The 14,089-nt window shown below is 70.4% G+C and carries 10 protein-coding genes; 5 read left to right on the plus strand and 5 right to left on the minus strand.

Features of this window, described 5'->3' with window-relative positions; translation table 11 throughout:
• Positions 1–131: 131 nt before the first annotated feature.
• Positions 132–1,919 (minus strand): murein biosynthesis integral membrane protein MurJ, encoded by a 1,788-nt coding sequence (gene murJ, locus ACMCNK_RS21540; RefSeq protein WP_412738188.1) that lies wholly within the window; start codon positions 1,917–1,919, stop codon positions 132–134.
• Positions 1,920–1,943: 24 nt separating this feature from the next.
• On the minus strand, positions 1,944–2,990 hold the full coding sequence (locus ACMCNK_RS21545; protein ID WP_412738189.1) for a hypothetical protein: 1,047 nt from the start codon (positions 2,988–2,990) through the stop codon (positions 1,944–1,946).
• Positions 2,991–3,039: 49 nt separating this feature from the next.
• Here ACMCNK_RS21545 and ACMCNK_RS21550 point away from each other — a divergent pair, with 49 nt between their 5' ends.
• Together ACMCNK_RS21550 and ACMCNK_RS21555 are read left to right on the plus strand one after the other, a co-directional pair.
• Positions 3,040–4,479 carry a CCA tRNA nucleotidyltransferase gene (locus ACMCNK_RS21550; protein WP_412738190.1) on the plus strand — a complete coding sequence of 480 codons (1,440 nt, stop codon included), beginning with the start codon at positions 3,040–3,042 and terminating at the stop codon, positions 4,477–4,479.
• A gap of 37 nt (positions 4,480–4,516) precedes the next feature.
• A complete protein-coding gene (locus tag ACMCNK_RS21555; RefSeq protein ID WP_412738191.1) occupies positions 4,517–4,975 on the plus strand; it encodes a methylated-DNA--[protein]-cysteine S-methyltransferase in 459 nt (152 codons plus the stop codon).
• Between the two features lie 89 nt (positions 4,976–5,064).
• Here the strand turns inward: ACMCNK_RS21555 and ACMCNK_RS21560 are convergent, their stop codons facing one another.
• Positions 5,065–6,144: an inositol-3-phosphate synthase gene (locus tag ACMCNK_RS21560; protein ID WP_412738192.1), complete on the minus strand. Its 1,080-nt coding sequence runs from the start codon at positions 6,142–6,144 to the stop codon at positions 5,065–5,067.
• 17 nt (positions 6,145–6,161) lie between these two features.
• The gene (locus ACMCNK_RS21565; protein WP_412738193.1) at positions 6,162–6,767 is read right to left on the minus strand and encodes a PadR family transcriptional regulator; all 606 of its coding nucleotides are present in this window, start codon (positions 6,765–6,767) and stop codon (positions 6,162–6,164) included.
• Between the two features lie 179 nt (positions 6,768–6,946).
• Between ACMCNK_RS21565 and ACMCNK_RS21570 the strand changes: the two genes are divergently transcribed.
• The 3 genes from ACMCNK_RS21570 to ACMCNK_RS21580 all read left to right on the plus strand — a co-directional run bounded on the left by ACMCNK_RS21570 (position 6,947) and on the right by ACMCNK_RS21580 (position 11,944).
• Entirely contained in the window at positions 6,947–7,414 is a 468-nt protein-coding gene (locus ACMCNK_RS21570; protein ID WP_412738194.1) for a DUF5318 domain-containing protein, read from the plus strand.
• 188 nt (positions 7,415–7,602) lie between these two features.
• Positions 7,603–10,341 carry a transglycosylase domain-containing protein gene (locus ACMCNK_RS21575; RefSeq protein WP_412738195.1) on the plus strand — a complete coding sequence of 913 codons (2,739 nt, stop codon included), beginning with the start codon at positions 7,603–7,605 and terminating at the stop codon, positions 10,339–10,341.
• A gap of 97 nt (positions 10,342–10,438) precedes the next feature.
• Positions 10,439–11,944 carry a glycosyltransferase family 87 protein gene (locus ACMCNK_RS21580; RefSeq protein ID WP_412738196.1) on the plus strand — a complete coding sequence of 502 codons (1,506 nt, stop codon included), beginning with the start codon at positions 10,439–10,441 and terminating at the stop codon, positions 11,942–11,944.
• An 83-nt stretch (positions 11,945–12,027) separates the two neighbouring features.
• Here ACMCNK_RS21580 and ACMCNK_RS21585 read toward each other — a convergent pair whose 3' ends face one another.
• Complete coding sequence (locus ACMCNK_RS21585; protein WP_412738197.1) at positions 12,028–14,070, minus strand: hypothetical protein; 2,043 nt, start codon at positions 14,068–14,070, stop codon at positions 12,028–12,030.
• Positions 14,071–14,089: the final 19 nt, after the last annotated feature.

Below are 14,089 nucleotides of genomic sequence, written 5' to 3' on the forward strand. Positions count from 1 at the left end.
CGAGGCCTGCGGCCGATCGGGTACCGGCCGTCCGGTGACGACAACGGGGCTGTTCAGCGGCTTGTCCACAACCTTGTCCACAGCCTCAAAGTCCGAGTTTGCGGCGAGCTGCACAAGCCGGACACGCCGGATCAGACTCCGAGCTTGCGCCGCACCATGCCGATGACCTGGCTGACCTCGCGTACGCGCAGCAGGGCGGCTGCCACGACGTACGTCACGACGATCACCGCGCCGCCGATCGCCACCTGGAGGATGGCCTCGCCCCGTTCCGGGCGGGTGCCACCGGGCAGCAGCCGGACCACCAGCAGACCGAGTGCGGCGGCCAGCGCGGCGGCGACCAGTACCCGGGCCAGCGCGCCGGCGACCGCGCCGAGGTTGAGGCGGCCGATCCGTCGGCGCAGCACCGCCAGGGAGATGAGTGCGGACGCGACGTACGACAGGGCGTTCGCCGCGGTCATGCCCGCCGCTGCCAACGAGCCGGACAGCACCGCGAACAGCGCCAGGTACGCGGCGATGCGGATCACCACCACCGGGATGTTGATCAGCGCGGCGGTCTTGTTCCCCTGCAAGGAATAGAAGGTGTACGTGCACAGGTAGCTGATCGACAGTGGCAGCACCGCGAAGCCCGCCACGACCAGCACCCCGGCGGTCGCGAACGTCATCTCCGGCGTGTAGGCGCCGCCCTGGAACAGGGTCACGCACAGCGGCGCGGCGAGCACGGCGTACACCACGGCGATGGGGGCCAGGGCGGAGGCGGTGAGCCGGATGCCGCGGCTGAGGTCGGCGCTGACGTCGGCGTACCGGCCGTCGGCGGCCGCGGCGCTCATCCGCGGCAGCAGCGCGGTCATCACCGAGACCCCGATGATGCCGTGCGCCATCATCGTCAGCAGGAAGACGTTGTTGAACGCCAGCACGCTCGCGTTGTGGCCGCCGGACACACCGCTGAGCAGGTTCACCACGACGAACACGGCGGCCTGGTTCGCGCCGACGTAACAGAGCATCCAGCCCGCCAGCCGCCCGATCTCGCCCAGGCCCAGGCCCCGCGGATCCCACCGCCACTTCCAGCGGAAGCCCACCTTGCGCAGCGCGGGCAGCAACCCCGCCGCCTGCGCCACCATGCCGAACAGCGTGCCCAGGCCGATCACCGCGATCTGCCCGGGCGTCATGTCCTCCGGCTTCAGCCCCTTCGCGGTGCCGAACGACGCGATGAACACGCCGCACGCGGCGATCACCACGAGGTTGTTGAGGATGGGCGCCCACATCGGGGCGGCGAAATGCCCGCGTACGTTGAGGACCGCGCCGATCAGCGCGGACACCCCGGTGAAGAAGATGATCGGCAGGATCAGGTACGCGAACGCGGTGACCAGGTCCCGGTACTCCGGCGTGGTGTGCCGGTTGGACTGGATCGCGGTCACCAGCGGTGCCGCGATCACCACCAGGACGGTGGCGATGCCCAGCCCCGCCACCGCGAACGTCAGCAGCTTCTGGGTGTACTCCTGACCCCGGTCGGCGTCCGCCTTGCGGCGCCGGACCAGCAGCGGGACCAGCACGCTGGACAGGATGCCGCCGAGCAGCAGCTCGTAGATCTGCCCCGGCAGGAACTGCGCGCTGGTGTACGCGTCACCGATGCCCGCGCCCAGCGTCATGCCGATCAGCGCGTTGCGGGCGAATCCGATCACCCGGCTGACCAGGCTGCCCGCCGCCATGATCGCGCTGTTGCCCGCCGTACTCGCCTCGCCGGTCTCGTCCGGCACCTGTTCCGGCGGCAGCGCCTGCTCCCCGGTGACGGCCGCGCCCGGGTTCGGGGTGTCCACCGAGATCAGGGTCACGCCGTCCACGGGGGGCGCGGCGCCGTCGCCCGCAGCGTGGGCGCTGCGGTACAGGCCGCTGGTGGGCCGGGCTTCGTCAGGTACGGACACCCCGCCAATCTAGCCAGGTCACGCTCACACGTGTCGCCGCAGGAGGGTGCCGGGTGCCACGTCCGCCAGAGTCTCCACGATCCAGCAGGCTTCCAACGGCACCAGGGGTTCGCTGAGCGCGTCCAGCACGGTGGGGTGGTCGCAGCCGGCCTCGGTCAGCGTGGCCAGCAGGTGCCGGACGGGCTGCAGGTCGCCGGAGCCGGCGATGCGCCGGGCCAGCGGCCGGGCGGCCGCGTAGCAGTCGTCCTCGCCGTGCCGGGACAGCCGCGCGGCGGCCCGGCGTACCAGATCGGCGATTTCGTCACTCGGGAAACGTGCGCCGCCGCGGACCTCCAGGTGTGCGGCGGCCGGGGCGGCCAGAAGCTGGACCGTCGCCTCGTCGAGCACCCACGCCGGGTCCCCGCCCGCGGGTGCCGGCTCGGGGGACGGCCACCAGCGGGCGTCGGCGAAGAGCGGCAGCGGATCCTGTTCCGGCTCGCCGGGCCGGGGCCCGGCCGCGCGGTGTCCGGGCGTGCGGAGCGGGTCGGGTTCGCGTTCACCAGGCGTGCGGAGCTGGTCGCGGCGCACGGGCGCGGGGAGCCCCTCGGGTTCGCGGCGCAGCGAACGGTACGCGGCCGCGCGCACCGCGGCGATCTCCCGCGGATCGTCGTCCGCGGTGGCCGGGGCGAACGGCGACAACAGCGCGACGACCAGGCCCGGATGCGGCAGGGTCGGATCGTCGAGCGCGATGACCCGGGCGCACAGGTCCAGCTCCCACCAGCGCAGCGCGGCCGGGTACGGCCTGCCCGGGGCGCCCCAACCGAGCTGGACCGGTTCGCTGCTGGCCGGACCGCGCAGGCCCAGCGTGCGCTCGCCCGTGACCGGGTCGATCTCCAGCACGAGGCCGTACCCGGCGGTTACCGGCAACGAGACGCGCAGCTCGGCGGGCGGCGTTCCGTCGGGCGCCGGATCCGGGCCGGGCCGGGCCACTGCGCTCGGCGGCGGGACGGCGGTCGGGCTGGTCGCGCCCGTCCAGAACCCGGGGTCCTGACACGCGCGACGCAGCGCCTCGGAAACGGGCACGGCGCCCATCCTGCCCGCTGCGGCCGGTCGCCGCCACGACCGATACGCTGGTCGTCCCATGTCAACGCCTGCCTCCTCCCTCTCCGCCGCCCAGCGCAATGCGGTCGCCGAGCTGCTCCGTGTCTCCCCGGTCGCCGACGAGCTGGGCCGCCGCTTCGCCGCCGCGGGCCACGAGCTGCACCTCGTCGGCGGGTCAGTCCGTGACGCGCTGCTCGGCCGCCTCGGCGACGACCTCGACTTCTGCACCGACGCCCACCCCGACGCCACCCTGCGGGTGGTCAAGGGCTGGGCCGACGCGATCTGGGAGACCGGGCGCGAGTTCGGCACGATCGGGGTGCAGAAGGACGGCCTGCAGCTGGAGATCACGACGTTCCGGGCGGAGGCGTACGACGGGGTCACCCGCAACCCGGTCGTCGCGTACGGGACGAACCTGCTCGACGATCTGCGGCGCCGCGACTTCACCATCAACGCCATGGCGGTGAGCCTGCCCGGTCACGCCTTCACCGACCCGTACGGCGGCCTGGCCGATCTGGCCCGGCAGGTGATCCGGACCCCGGACACCCCGGAGTCGTCGTTCTCCGACGATCCGCTGCGGATGCTGCGGGCGGCCCGCTTCGCCGCGAAGCTGAAGTTCGCGGTGGCCCCGGCGGTGCTGACCGCGATGACCGCGATGGCCGCCGACCTGGACCGGATCACCGCGGAGCGGATCCGCGACGAGTTCACGAAGCTGCTCTGCGGCGCCGACCCGCTGCGCGGTCTGCGGCTGCTGGTCGACACCGGCCTCGCCGACCGGTTCCTGCCCGAGCTGTCCGGTCTCAAGCTGGAGATCGACGAGCACGCCCAGCACAAGGACGTGTACGAGCACACGCTCATCGTGGTCAGCAACGCCGTGCGGCTGGAGGGCGACGAGGGGCCGGACTTCGTCCTGCGGATGGCCGCGCTCATGCACGACGTCGGCAAGCCCGCCACCAAGGCGGTCGGGCGCGACGGCCGGGTCAGCTTCCACCACCACGAGGTGGTCGGGGCGCGGCTCACCAAGCAGCGGATGCGGGCGTTGCGCTACCCCAAGGACGTCATCACGGACGTGGTCGACCTGGTCGCGCTGCACCTGCGCTTCTACGGGTACGGCCGGGGCGAGTGGACCGACTCGGCGGTGCGCCGCTACGTGACGGACGCGGGTCCCTTGCTGCCCCGGCTGCACAAGCTGACCCGTTCGGACTGCACCACCCGCAACCGGCGCAAGGCCGCCGCGCTGGCCGCGGACTACGACGCGCTGGAGGAGCGGATCGCCCGTCTGGCCGCCGAGGAGGATCTGGCCCGGGTCCGCCCGGACCTGGACGGCAACGCGATCATGGAGATCCTCGGTGTCCCACCGGGGCCGATCGTCGGGCAGGCCTGGAAGTACCTGAAGGAAGTGCGGCTGGACAAAGGCCCGCTGCCGCGCGAGGAGGCCGAGGCGGAGCTGGTGCGCTGGGCCCGCGAGCACGGACACACGTAAGTAAGAAGGTGTCGTACCCGCGGGGCAGACTGGCGGCATGCGACTGGTCATCGATTCGCCGATCGGCCCGCTGGGCGTCGCCGTCCGCGACGACGTCGTGGTCGGGGTGCGGTTCGGCGCCTCGCCCGGGCCCGCCGGTGCGCATCCTGCGCTCGATCAACTGTCGGCGTATTTCGCCGGCGAGCTGACGGACTTCACCGTTCCGTTCGAGCTGGTGGGCGGCTCGGAGTTCGAGCGGTCCGTGTGGGCCGAGATCGCTCGTATCCCGTACGGGGAGACGACCACGTATGGGGCGATCGCCACCGCGTTGGGCGATCCGGGGGCGGCGCGGGCCGTCGGGACGGCGTGCAACCACAACCCGGTTCCCGTGATCGTGCCGTGTCACCGGGTCGTCGGGGCGGGCGGCAAGATGGTCGGCTTCGGCGGCGGGCTGGACCGCAAGCGCAAACTGCTGGAGCTGGAGGCCCGCATCGCGATGGCCCGATCCTGGGGCTGAGCGCCACCACTGATGCGGCTGGGCCGCCTACCCGGGATGGTGTGACCATCCGGGCAAGCGGCCCCAGGCTGACTCTGCGTCGGCGCCGCTCAGCGCTCGATGTCGCCGCGGATGAACGCCTCGACGGACTCCTTGGCGTCGTGGTCGTTGTACTGCACCGGCGGGGACTTCATGAAGTACGAGCTGGCCGACAGGATCGGGCCGCCGATGCCGCGGTCCTTGGCGATCTTCGCGGCGCGGACCGCGTCGATGATGACGCCGGCCGAGTTCGGCGAGTCCCACACCTCCAGCTTGAGCTCCGCGTTCAGCGGGGTGTCGCCGAAGCTGCGGCCCTCCAGCCGGATGTACGCCCACTTGCGGTCGTCGAGCCACGGCACGTGGTCCGACGGCCCGATGTGCACGTCGCTCTTGAGCATCTCGTGCGGGATCTGGCTGGTCACCGACTGGGTCTTGGAGATCTTCTTGGAGACCAGGCGGTTGCGCTCCAGCATGTTCATGAAGTCCATGTTGCCGCCGAAGTTGAGCTGGTACGTGCGCAGCAGCTCGACCCCGCGGTCCTCGAACAGCTTGGCCAGCGCCCGGTGCACGATCGTCGCGCCGACCTGGCTCTTGATGTCGTCACCGACGATCGGCAGGCCCGCGTCCTCGAACTTCTTGGCCCACACCGGGTCGGAGGCGATGAAGACCGGCAGAGCGTTCACGAACGCGCAGCCCGCGTCGATCGCGGCCTGGGCGTAGAACTTGTCCGCCTCCTCGGAGCCCACCGGCAGGTACGAGACGACCACGTCGACCTCGGCCTCGCGCAGTGCCTGGACCACGTCGACCGGCTCGGCCGTCGACTCCTCGATGATCTCGCGGTAGTACTGGCCCAGGCCGTCGAAGGTCGGGCCGCGCTGCACGGTGACGCCGGTGGGCGGCACGTCGCACAGCTTGATGGTGTTGTTCTCACTGGCCACGATCGCCTCGGAGAGGTCCATGCCGACCTTCTTGGCGTCCACGTCGAACGCCGCGACGAACGTGACGTCCGAGACGTGGTAGTCGCCGAAGGTCACGTGCATGAGACCCGGGACACGGTCGTTAGGGTCGGCGTTGCGGTAGTACTCGACGCCCTGCACGAGGGACGAGGCGCAGTTACCCACACCGACGATGGCGACGCGGACGGAGCCCATCGCGATTGCCTCCTTGTTCATAAGGGCCGGTCCTGGTGTGGACGCGGGCTCTCGGTGGATGTCTCCGCGGCCGGTGCGGCCGGGGAACGGCCGGAGCGCTCGTTCGTGATGAGCTCCTCCAGCCAGCGGACCTCGCGCTCGCACGCTTCGAGTCCGTGTCGTTGCAGTTCGAGGGTGTATGCGTCGAGCCGGTCGGCGGCCCGGGAGAGGACCTCACGCAGGCCTTCCCGACGCTCTTCGATCCGGCGGCGGCGACCTTCGAGGATCCGCAGCCGGGTGGCCCGGTCAGTCCGGGCAAAAAACGCAAAATGTACGCCGAAGCCGGCGTCGTCGTACGTCTCCGGTCCGGCCTGGGCCAGCAGGTCGGCGAACCGTTCCTTGCCCTCGGCCGTGATCTTGTACACGATTCGGCCCCGCTTGCTGGTCAGCGGTGGGACCATCGCGTCCTCGGGTGCGGTCTCGCTGATCCAGCCGGCGGCGTTCAGGCGCTTCAGCGTGGGGTACAAGGTGCCGTAGCTGATTGCGGCCCGGATCGTCCCCAGCTTGGTGGCGAGCTCTTTGCGCAGCTCGTACCCGTGCATGGGGGCCTCCTGAAGGAGACCGAGGACGGCGAGCTCGAGCATGTCGCCACCTCCTCGCCGGGTCTACGGGCCGCTCACTGCGGGCCGATGTATCGGGCCGATACATCGTCACGGTAGAACGCGCGGCCGTCACCCGCAAGATGATCGTGCCTGCGCGGTCGCTGCGCCACGCTGAGTGACGCCTGTCGCCGTACGGGACAGGAGCGCGTACTCTCTTCGCCATGCGCACGCAGCGGCAGGTCGTCGACTACTCGCTTCAGAAGCGAGCGCTGCTACGTGACGTGCGCAACGGCAAGGTCGGAACGCTTGAAGTCTGCGATGCGTCGCCGTACTTGAAGAATGCAGCCAGATTCCATGGCGAACCCACGGACGAGCGCTGCCCGATCTGCCGTCACGACAACCTCACCCTGGTGCACTACATCTACGGCGATGAGCTCAAGCAGTCGGCCGGCCAGGCGCGGAAGCTCGCGGAGCTGCCCGTGCTGGCCATGACGCTGCGTGAGTTTCAGGTGTTCGTCGTGGAGGTGTGCCGGTCCTGCGCGTGGAACCATCTCACCGAGCAGTTCCTGCTCGGCCGGGATGCGCTCAACGCCGACGAACTGGACAGGGTCGAGGCTGTCGCCTCGGCTTCCTCGGGCCGCCACCGCGAGGCAGGGTCGTCGTCACAGCGCCGGGAGGGCCGATGGTGACTCGACCCCTCAACGCCAACGTCGACACGACCCCGACCGAAACGGGCATCCAGCGCCGCAATCGGTCATTCTTGGCATCTGACAGGGCGGCTGCGCGGATGCAGCCCACAACGACCGCTCGTGGCGCTGCCGCCGGAAGCCCGTCGGGGCTCCTCAGGCACGCCACTGCGACCGGTAGGTGTGACTGAATGAATTCGAACGGCGACTTGCAGTCAGCACGTGCCCGGGCCCGAGTGCCCGGGCCGTCCGCTGCTACCGGGCCTGACGACCAGGCCCGTCCAGCACCGGACGCGTACCGGCGCGGTGCGGCCGGCCGGGCCAGCGTCGGGGCACCCCGGGCGACCGCGTCCGTCGGTGCTCCCGCGGGCCGTGCGTCAGTCGGCGCGGCGTCGGTGGGCTCGGCCCGCGTCGGCGCGGCGTACGACGCCGGGCAGAGCACGGGATCGTACGGCGGCCGGGCTGCAGTCGCCCGCGCCGCGGTTCGCCCGTCGGCCGGTGCCGACGGGTACGGCGATCTCGGTGGCCCCCCCGGCATGCGCCCGACCCAGAAGGACCTGAAGAAGGCGGCCAAGCGCCGCCGGCGCACGAACGTGCTCACCGCGGCCGCCGCGGTCATGGTCATCCTGCTGGGTGGCGGGGTCGTCGGTGGTACCTGGTTCTTCGACGGCGTGGATCTGCCGCAGCCGAAGTCCGAGGACCAGGCGACCACGATCCGGGACAAGGACAACAACGTCCTGGCCAAGCTCGGCAGCCAGAACCGCACCGTCGTGCCGGAGAACAGCATCCCGCCGATGGTCCAGCACGCCGTGGCCGCCGCGGAGGACAAGAACTTCTACTCGCACCACGGCATCGACTTCATGGGCATCGCCCGCGCCGCGTGGAACAACTTCACCGGCGGCGACAAGCAGGGTGCCTCGACGATCACCCAGCAGTACGCCCGGCACGCGGCCGATCTCAAGGAGATCAGCTACAACCGGAAGCTGCGCGAGGCGGTGATCGCCCGCAAGCTGGAGTCGAAGTACAACAAGCAGCAGATCATGGGGATGTACCTCAACTCGGTGTACTTCGGCGAGGGCCGGTACGGGATCGAGGCCGCGGCGCAGGGGTACTTCGGCAAGTCCGTACTCGCCAAGCCGGACAGCGAGCGGGCGCTCACGGTGTCCGAGGCGGCGGTGCTCGCCTCGATCATCAAGCAGCCGGAGCCGGTCAAGAACGGTCACCAGGGGTTCGACCCCAACATCAACCCGACCGCCGCGAAGGACCGGTGGGAATACACCCTCAACAACATGCTCGAGATGAAATGGATCACTCCCGAGCAGCGCGCGTCCGCGGTGTTCCCGAAGAAGCCGGAACTGCGTCCGATCGACACGGGCAAGTCGAGCGGCAGTGCCGCGAACAAGCCGGTTGGCATGATCATCCGGCACGTCCAGCAGGAACTGCGCGAGATGAACATCGACGATGACGAGCAGCGCCGCGGCGGGCTCGACATCAAGACCACCATCGACCCGGAGATCCAGGAGATGGCGGAGGAGTCGGCGCAGCGGTCGAGCGCTGACTCGCCGATGCACGACAAGCCGAGCTCGTACCAGGCCGCGCTGATCGCCATCGACCCGACCAACGGCCGGGTGCTCGGCTACTACGGCGGCGACCAGCCGAACGGCCTGGACTACGGCGGCTACATGAACGGCCAGAACGGCAAGATCGAAGGCGGCCAGTCACCCGGATCGACGTTCAAGATCTATACCCTGGCGGCGGGTCTGCAGAAGAACATCTCGTTCGACACCCACTGGGACGGCAGCCTGAAGCGTGTTGGCGGCGGCAAGATCAGCAACGCCGGCCAGGACCCGGGCACCGTGTGTGGTGGCCAGATCCAGTTCTGCCCGCTGGAGAAGGCGACGATCCAGTCGTACAACTTCCCGTTCTACTGGATCGCCCACAACATCGGCCCGTCGAACGTCGTCGACGCCGCGAAGGCCGCCGGCATCCAGCACATGTGGACCGACGCGCAGGAGAAGCAGGACGGCCAGTCCGACCTGATCGACCTCGACCGCTCGGACTCCTCGACCTGGAACAAGTACTTCGGCGAGGAGGTCGGCTTCGGCCAGTACCGGGTGGTGCCGCTGGAGCACGCGAACGGCGTGGCGACCATCATCAACGGTGGCTTCTACCACAAGGCCCACTTCATCGAGAAGGTCAGCCGTCGTGACGACATCACCGGGCAGATGAAGACGTACAAGCCCGAAAACGCGGTCGGCAAGCGGGTCTTCCCCGAGGACCAGATGAGCAACCTGCTCGGTGTCATGCAGGAGATCCCGGCGCACGCGAACAAGGTGCTGCGCAACGGCCGGCCCGCCGCGGTCAAGACCGGAACCTGGGAGTTCAACAACGACGGCGGCAGCGGTGACGCCTGGATGGTGGGCGGCATCCCGCAACTCGCCGCCACGGTCTGGATCGGCGGGGCCAAGGGCAAGGTCAAGCTGAAGTCCGGGCCCAACGGCACCGGCAAGGACATGTTCGGCGCCAGCACCCCGGGTGCGGTGTGGAAGACGTTCATGGACAAGGTCACCGCAAAGCTCGACATGAAGATCGAGCGCTTCCCGCAGCGCCAGCGCACCGGCGACCCGAACAGCTCGTTGCAGAACGGCAAGGCGCCGCCGCCCCCGCCGGTCGTTCAGCCTCCGCAGTGCCTCATCGGCTTCCTGTGCCCCGGCGGCGACCCCAACGGCGGCAACAACGGCGGGAACAACGGCGGCGGGAACAACGGCGGTGGGAACAACGGCGGTGGAAACAACGGTGACGGCACCAACGGTGGTGGCAACAACGGCGGTGGCAACAACGGCGACCCGCCAACGACGTTCCCCGGCCAGTTCCTGAACGGCAACAATCCGACCGGGAACAACAACGGCACGCCGAACACCGGCGGGTAGACCCGATGGCGCCGGGCTCGATCAAGGAAACAGCCGAGCCCGGCGCGCTCCCTCCCCTTCCGGGAAAGGGCCGCGGGATGCGGCATGATGCCAAGTCATGAGCACCCAGTCGGCCCGCGACATCGAACGGCCTGAGTCGCAGGACCACCCCGCATCCTCGGACGGCTTCGTGCGCGGGCTCTCCGAGGCGATCGGCGGCCCGTTGGGCGGGCACGCCGTACCGCCCGAGGCGCGGACCAACCGGTTCTGGACGGCGGCGCGGATCGTCCTCGCCCTGACCTGCCTCACGTTGGCGCTGCACTGGGTGCAGAAGTCGCCGTGCCAGGACGGCGACTGGCAGAAGAACATCCAGTACACCCGGTTCTGCTACACCGACGTGCTGGCGCTGTACTACGCCGAGGAGCTCAACCAGGGCAAGGTGCCGTACCGGGACCATGCGGTCGAATACCCGGTGGTCACCGGGTACTTCATGGGGGCGCTCGGGCTGCCGGTGCACGCGCTCGGCGTGAAGAACCCGAGCATCAACCAGGGTAAATGGTTCTACAACGTCAACGCGTTCGTGCTCTGCGCGCTCGCGGTCGCCACCGCCGCGGTCATTCTCGCCCTGCGGCGCCGCAGACCCTGGGACGCTGCGATCTTCGCGCTGTCACCGATCCTGTTCGTCACCGCAACGGTCAACTGGGACTTCCTCGCCATCGGCTTCGCCATGTTCGGCCTGTACGCGTGGGCCCGGCGCCGTCCCGCGCTCGCCGGCATCCTGCTCGGGCTCGGCGGGGCCGCGAAGCTGTGGCCGCTGTTCATCCTGGGCCCGATCCTGGTGCTCGGCCTGCGCTCCGGGCGACTGCGCGCCGCAATCACCGCGCTCGGCACGGCCGTGGCGGCCTGGGTGGTGGCCAACGCTCCGGTGTTCCTGGCCTACCGGACGAGCTGGAACCGGTTCTTCGACCTCAACACGGAACGCCCGATCGACTGGGGCACGTTCTGGTACATCGGCCGGTACCTCGACGGCAAGTGGAACACCGGCACTCCGGGTGATCAAGGCCCGTTCCAGTGGCTCAGCGACCACGTGCCGACGCTCAACTGGCTGACGTACGGGCTGTTCGGCCTGTCCTGCCTGGCGATCGCCGGGGTGTGCCTGCTCGCGCCCCGCCGCCCGCGCCTGTCGCAGGCGGCCTTCCTGGTCGTGGCGGCGTTCCTCATCTTCAGCAAGGTCTGGTCGCAGCAGTACGTCCTGTGGCTGCTGCCGCTGATCGTGCTGGCCCGGCCGCGCTGGGCGGCGGTCGTCGCCTGGAGCGTCGCCGAGATCGGCTACTTCGCTGCGTTCTACGCCGAACTGCTCGGGGCCGGTGGCAAACCGGTCATTCCAGAGGGGACTTTCGTGCTCGCGGCCAGCCTGCGTCTGATCACCGTGGCGATCCTCTGTGGCCTGGTGGTGCGGGAGATGTGGCGGCCGGAACGCGATCCCGTGCGGGACACCTATGCGGACGACCCGGACGGCGGGCTGATGGACGGTGCACCGGACACACAATGGGTGTCCCGGTTGCGCGGCCGCCCCCACGGGGACCGGAAGTCAGCGGCTGACCCGTCGCCCGTCCCGGCATGATCGGCCCTGGTCGCTCGTCGACGGTGCGAAGGCCCGCCACCGCCCGGTGACAGGCCAACGCCGGCCATCAGAGGATTCAGCCATCAGGGGATGCGGAACAGGACCGTGCCGTCGTCCAGGTCCTCCCGGGTGATGCCGAGCGGGTCCACCGGAACGTCGCCGGCGCGCTCCCACGGCGTGCCCGCCACCTGCGCGCGGACCAGCAACACGGTCTGCACGCCGAGCCCGCGAAGGTACTGAATGCTCGCCGGATCGGGGAACGTGGCCACGCTGCGGCGCAACTCCGCCTGGTGCGCCGGTGCGAAGGCGCCGCCGCCGTTGGCCAGCGGCTGGAACCTCGACGTCGACCAGAGCATGACGGTCTGGTCGCCCAGCGTCGAGGTCGGCAGCACGAGCGTGGACGACCTGCCCGTACGCATGACCTCGGGTTGGGCCGGCACCACCGGGTGCGCGGTGGTGCTCAAGCCCTCGACCAGGACCAGCAGCAGCGGCACCAGGGTGGCCGCGCGCAGCCACGGGCTCGGCCACGGCGGCATCCGGTGCGCCGCCAACTGCTCCGCACGCCCGACGAACTCGTCGACCGCGCCCGCCGCCAGCAGCGCGAGAAGCAGCGTCACCCAGAACATGAGGCGGCCCGGGATCCGCACCCCGAACGAGCCGGGCAGGTGCCCGAACAGCGGCAGATAGGTCCACCGGCCGTCGAACACCGTGGTGCCGAGCGTCAGCACCACCGAGGCGGCGAGGGCGCACAGCATGGCCAACCGCTGCCGCCACGTCCAGATCGAGAACACGAGACCGAGCAGGGCCAGCGTGTACAACACGAAGCCGGGCAACAGCGTCATCTCGGCGGGCCAGCCGAGCGACGCGCGGGGGACGGCATGCGCGGCACCCCAGATCCGCGACTCGGCCGGACCGATCAGCAGGCTGTGCACCGGCGGGGAGAAGAACCGCACCTCGCCGGCGGCGGAGCCGGTGTCCCGGGCGTGCAGGTACGGCAGCGCGATCAGCACACCCACGCCTGCGACCAGCAGCGTCCCCGGCAGGTCGGTGACGAGCAGCCGCCAGCCCAGCACCGGGCCCTGACCGCGGCGGCGCAGCCGCCGGATCGGCACGGCGACCAGACCGACGACCAGGAGCAGGGCGAGCACGTACGCGTACGGCAGGCCCAGCGCGAAGCCGAGGCTGATCTGCCACGCCGACAACAACCACCCCGCCACCGCCCAGCCGGTACGCCGACGGGCGGGGCGGAAGCCGTACCGCAGGGACCAGCCGTGGCCGCGGGCCAGCATCGCCAGGGCCAGAGGGATGGCGCCGGCCGAGATGATGTCGAGGTGGCCCTCCTGCGCGAGCCGCCACGGGGCGTACGCGAGCGCCACCGCGGCGACCGCCGCGCCGGTGCGTCGGGCACCGAGCTGGCGAGCCAGCGCATAGCCGCCGAACGTCAGCAGCGCATGGGCCAGCACGAAGAGGATGTTGTATCGCAGGACGGCCGCGTCCGGACCGGTGCCCAGCATGCCGGCCGGGGCGTAGCCGAGCAGGCTGTCGCCGGTGGCGAAGCTGTACCGCAGGGGGAAGAACGCGTTCGCGTGCCAGAGCCGTGCCGGGTCGGTAAGCAGGATGTGCCCCGCCCACGACACCTGCCACGCCTGGCGGGACGGATCGTGGACGTCCTGCGGAAGGGTGTGCAGCGGGTAGCGCAGCGCGGGCCAGGTCATGGCCAATGCCAGCAGCAGGGCGGCATAGGCGGCCAGCGCAAACTCGTGGACCAGCCCGCGACGTACCCCGCGCACGACGCGGCGCAGACGACCGGGGCCGCGCTCCGGTGTGGTGGCGAAAGCCGTCCAGGGATCCGGCGGTGCCCCGGGCGGACGGGTCGCCGGCAGCACATCGCCGCGACGCCCCGGTGTATCCGCGGCCGGAGGCTCGGCTGCGGCCGACACGTGGGAGGCATCGGCTGACGCCGGTGCGTCCGTCGTCGGCTTGGGGTCCGTAGCTGGTTTGCTGCCTGCCGCTGGTTTGTCGTCCGTCGTCGGCTTGGGGTCCGTAGCTGGTTTGCTGTCCGCCGCTGGCCTGTCGTCCGTCGATGCCGCTGGGTCGGGACTGAGCTGCGGCTGGTCGGTTGTCATGCCAGCATCTCCTGCCGCT

Origin of the sequence: Krasilnikovia sp. MM14-A1259 (assembly GCF_047159535.1) — a bacterium.
Lineage (GTDB): Bacteria > Actinomycetota > Actinomycetes > Mycobacteriales > Micromonosporaceae > Actinoplanes.

Excerpts from the sequence above, each read along its gene's own strand:
- ACMCNK_RS21545 (WP_412738189.1), bottom strand. The coding sequence starts at position 2,990 with ATGGGCGCCGTGCCCGTTTCCGAGGCGCTGCGTCGCGCGTGTCAGGAC.
- ACMCNK_RS21550 (WP_412738190.1), top strand. The coding sequence starts at position 3,040 with ATGTCAACGCCTGCCTCCTCCCTCTCCGCCGCCCAGCGCAATGCGGTC.
- ACMCNK_RS21555 (WP_412738191.1), top strand. The coding sequence starts at position 4,517 with ATGCGACTGGTCATCGATTCGCCGATCGGCCCGCTGGGCGTCGCCGTC.
- ACMCNK_RS21560 (WP_412738192.1), bottom strand. The coding sequence starts at position 6,144 with ATGGGCTCCGTCCGCGTCGCCATCGTCGGTGTGGGTAACTGCGCCTCG.
- ACMCNK_RS21565 (WP_412738193.1), bottom strand. The coding sequence starts at position 6,767 with ATGCTCGAGCTCGCCGTCCTCGGTCTCCTTCAGGAGGCCCCCATGCAC.
- ACMCNK_RS21570 (WP_412738194.1), top strand. The coding sequence starts at position 6,947 with ATGCGCACGCAGCGGCAGGTCGTCGACTACTCGCTTCAGAAGCGAGCG.
- ACMCNK_RS21575 (WP_412738195.1), top strand. The coding sequence starts at position 7,603 with ATGAATTCGAACGGCGACTTGCAGTCAGCACGTGCCCGGGCCCGAGTG.
- ACMCNK_RS21580 (WP_412738196.1), top strand. The coding sequence starts at position 10,439 with ATGAGCACCCAGTCGGCCCGCGACATCGAACGGCCTGAGTCGCAGGAC.
- ACMCNK_RS21585 (WP_412738197.1), bottom strand. The coding sequence starts at position 14,070 with ATGACAACCGACCAGCCGCAGCTCAGTCCCGACCCAGCGGCATCGACG.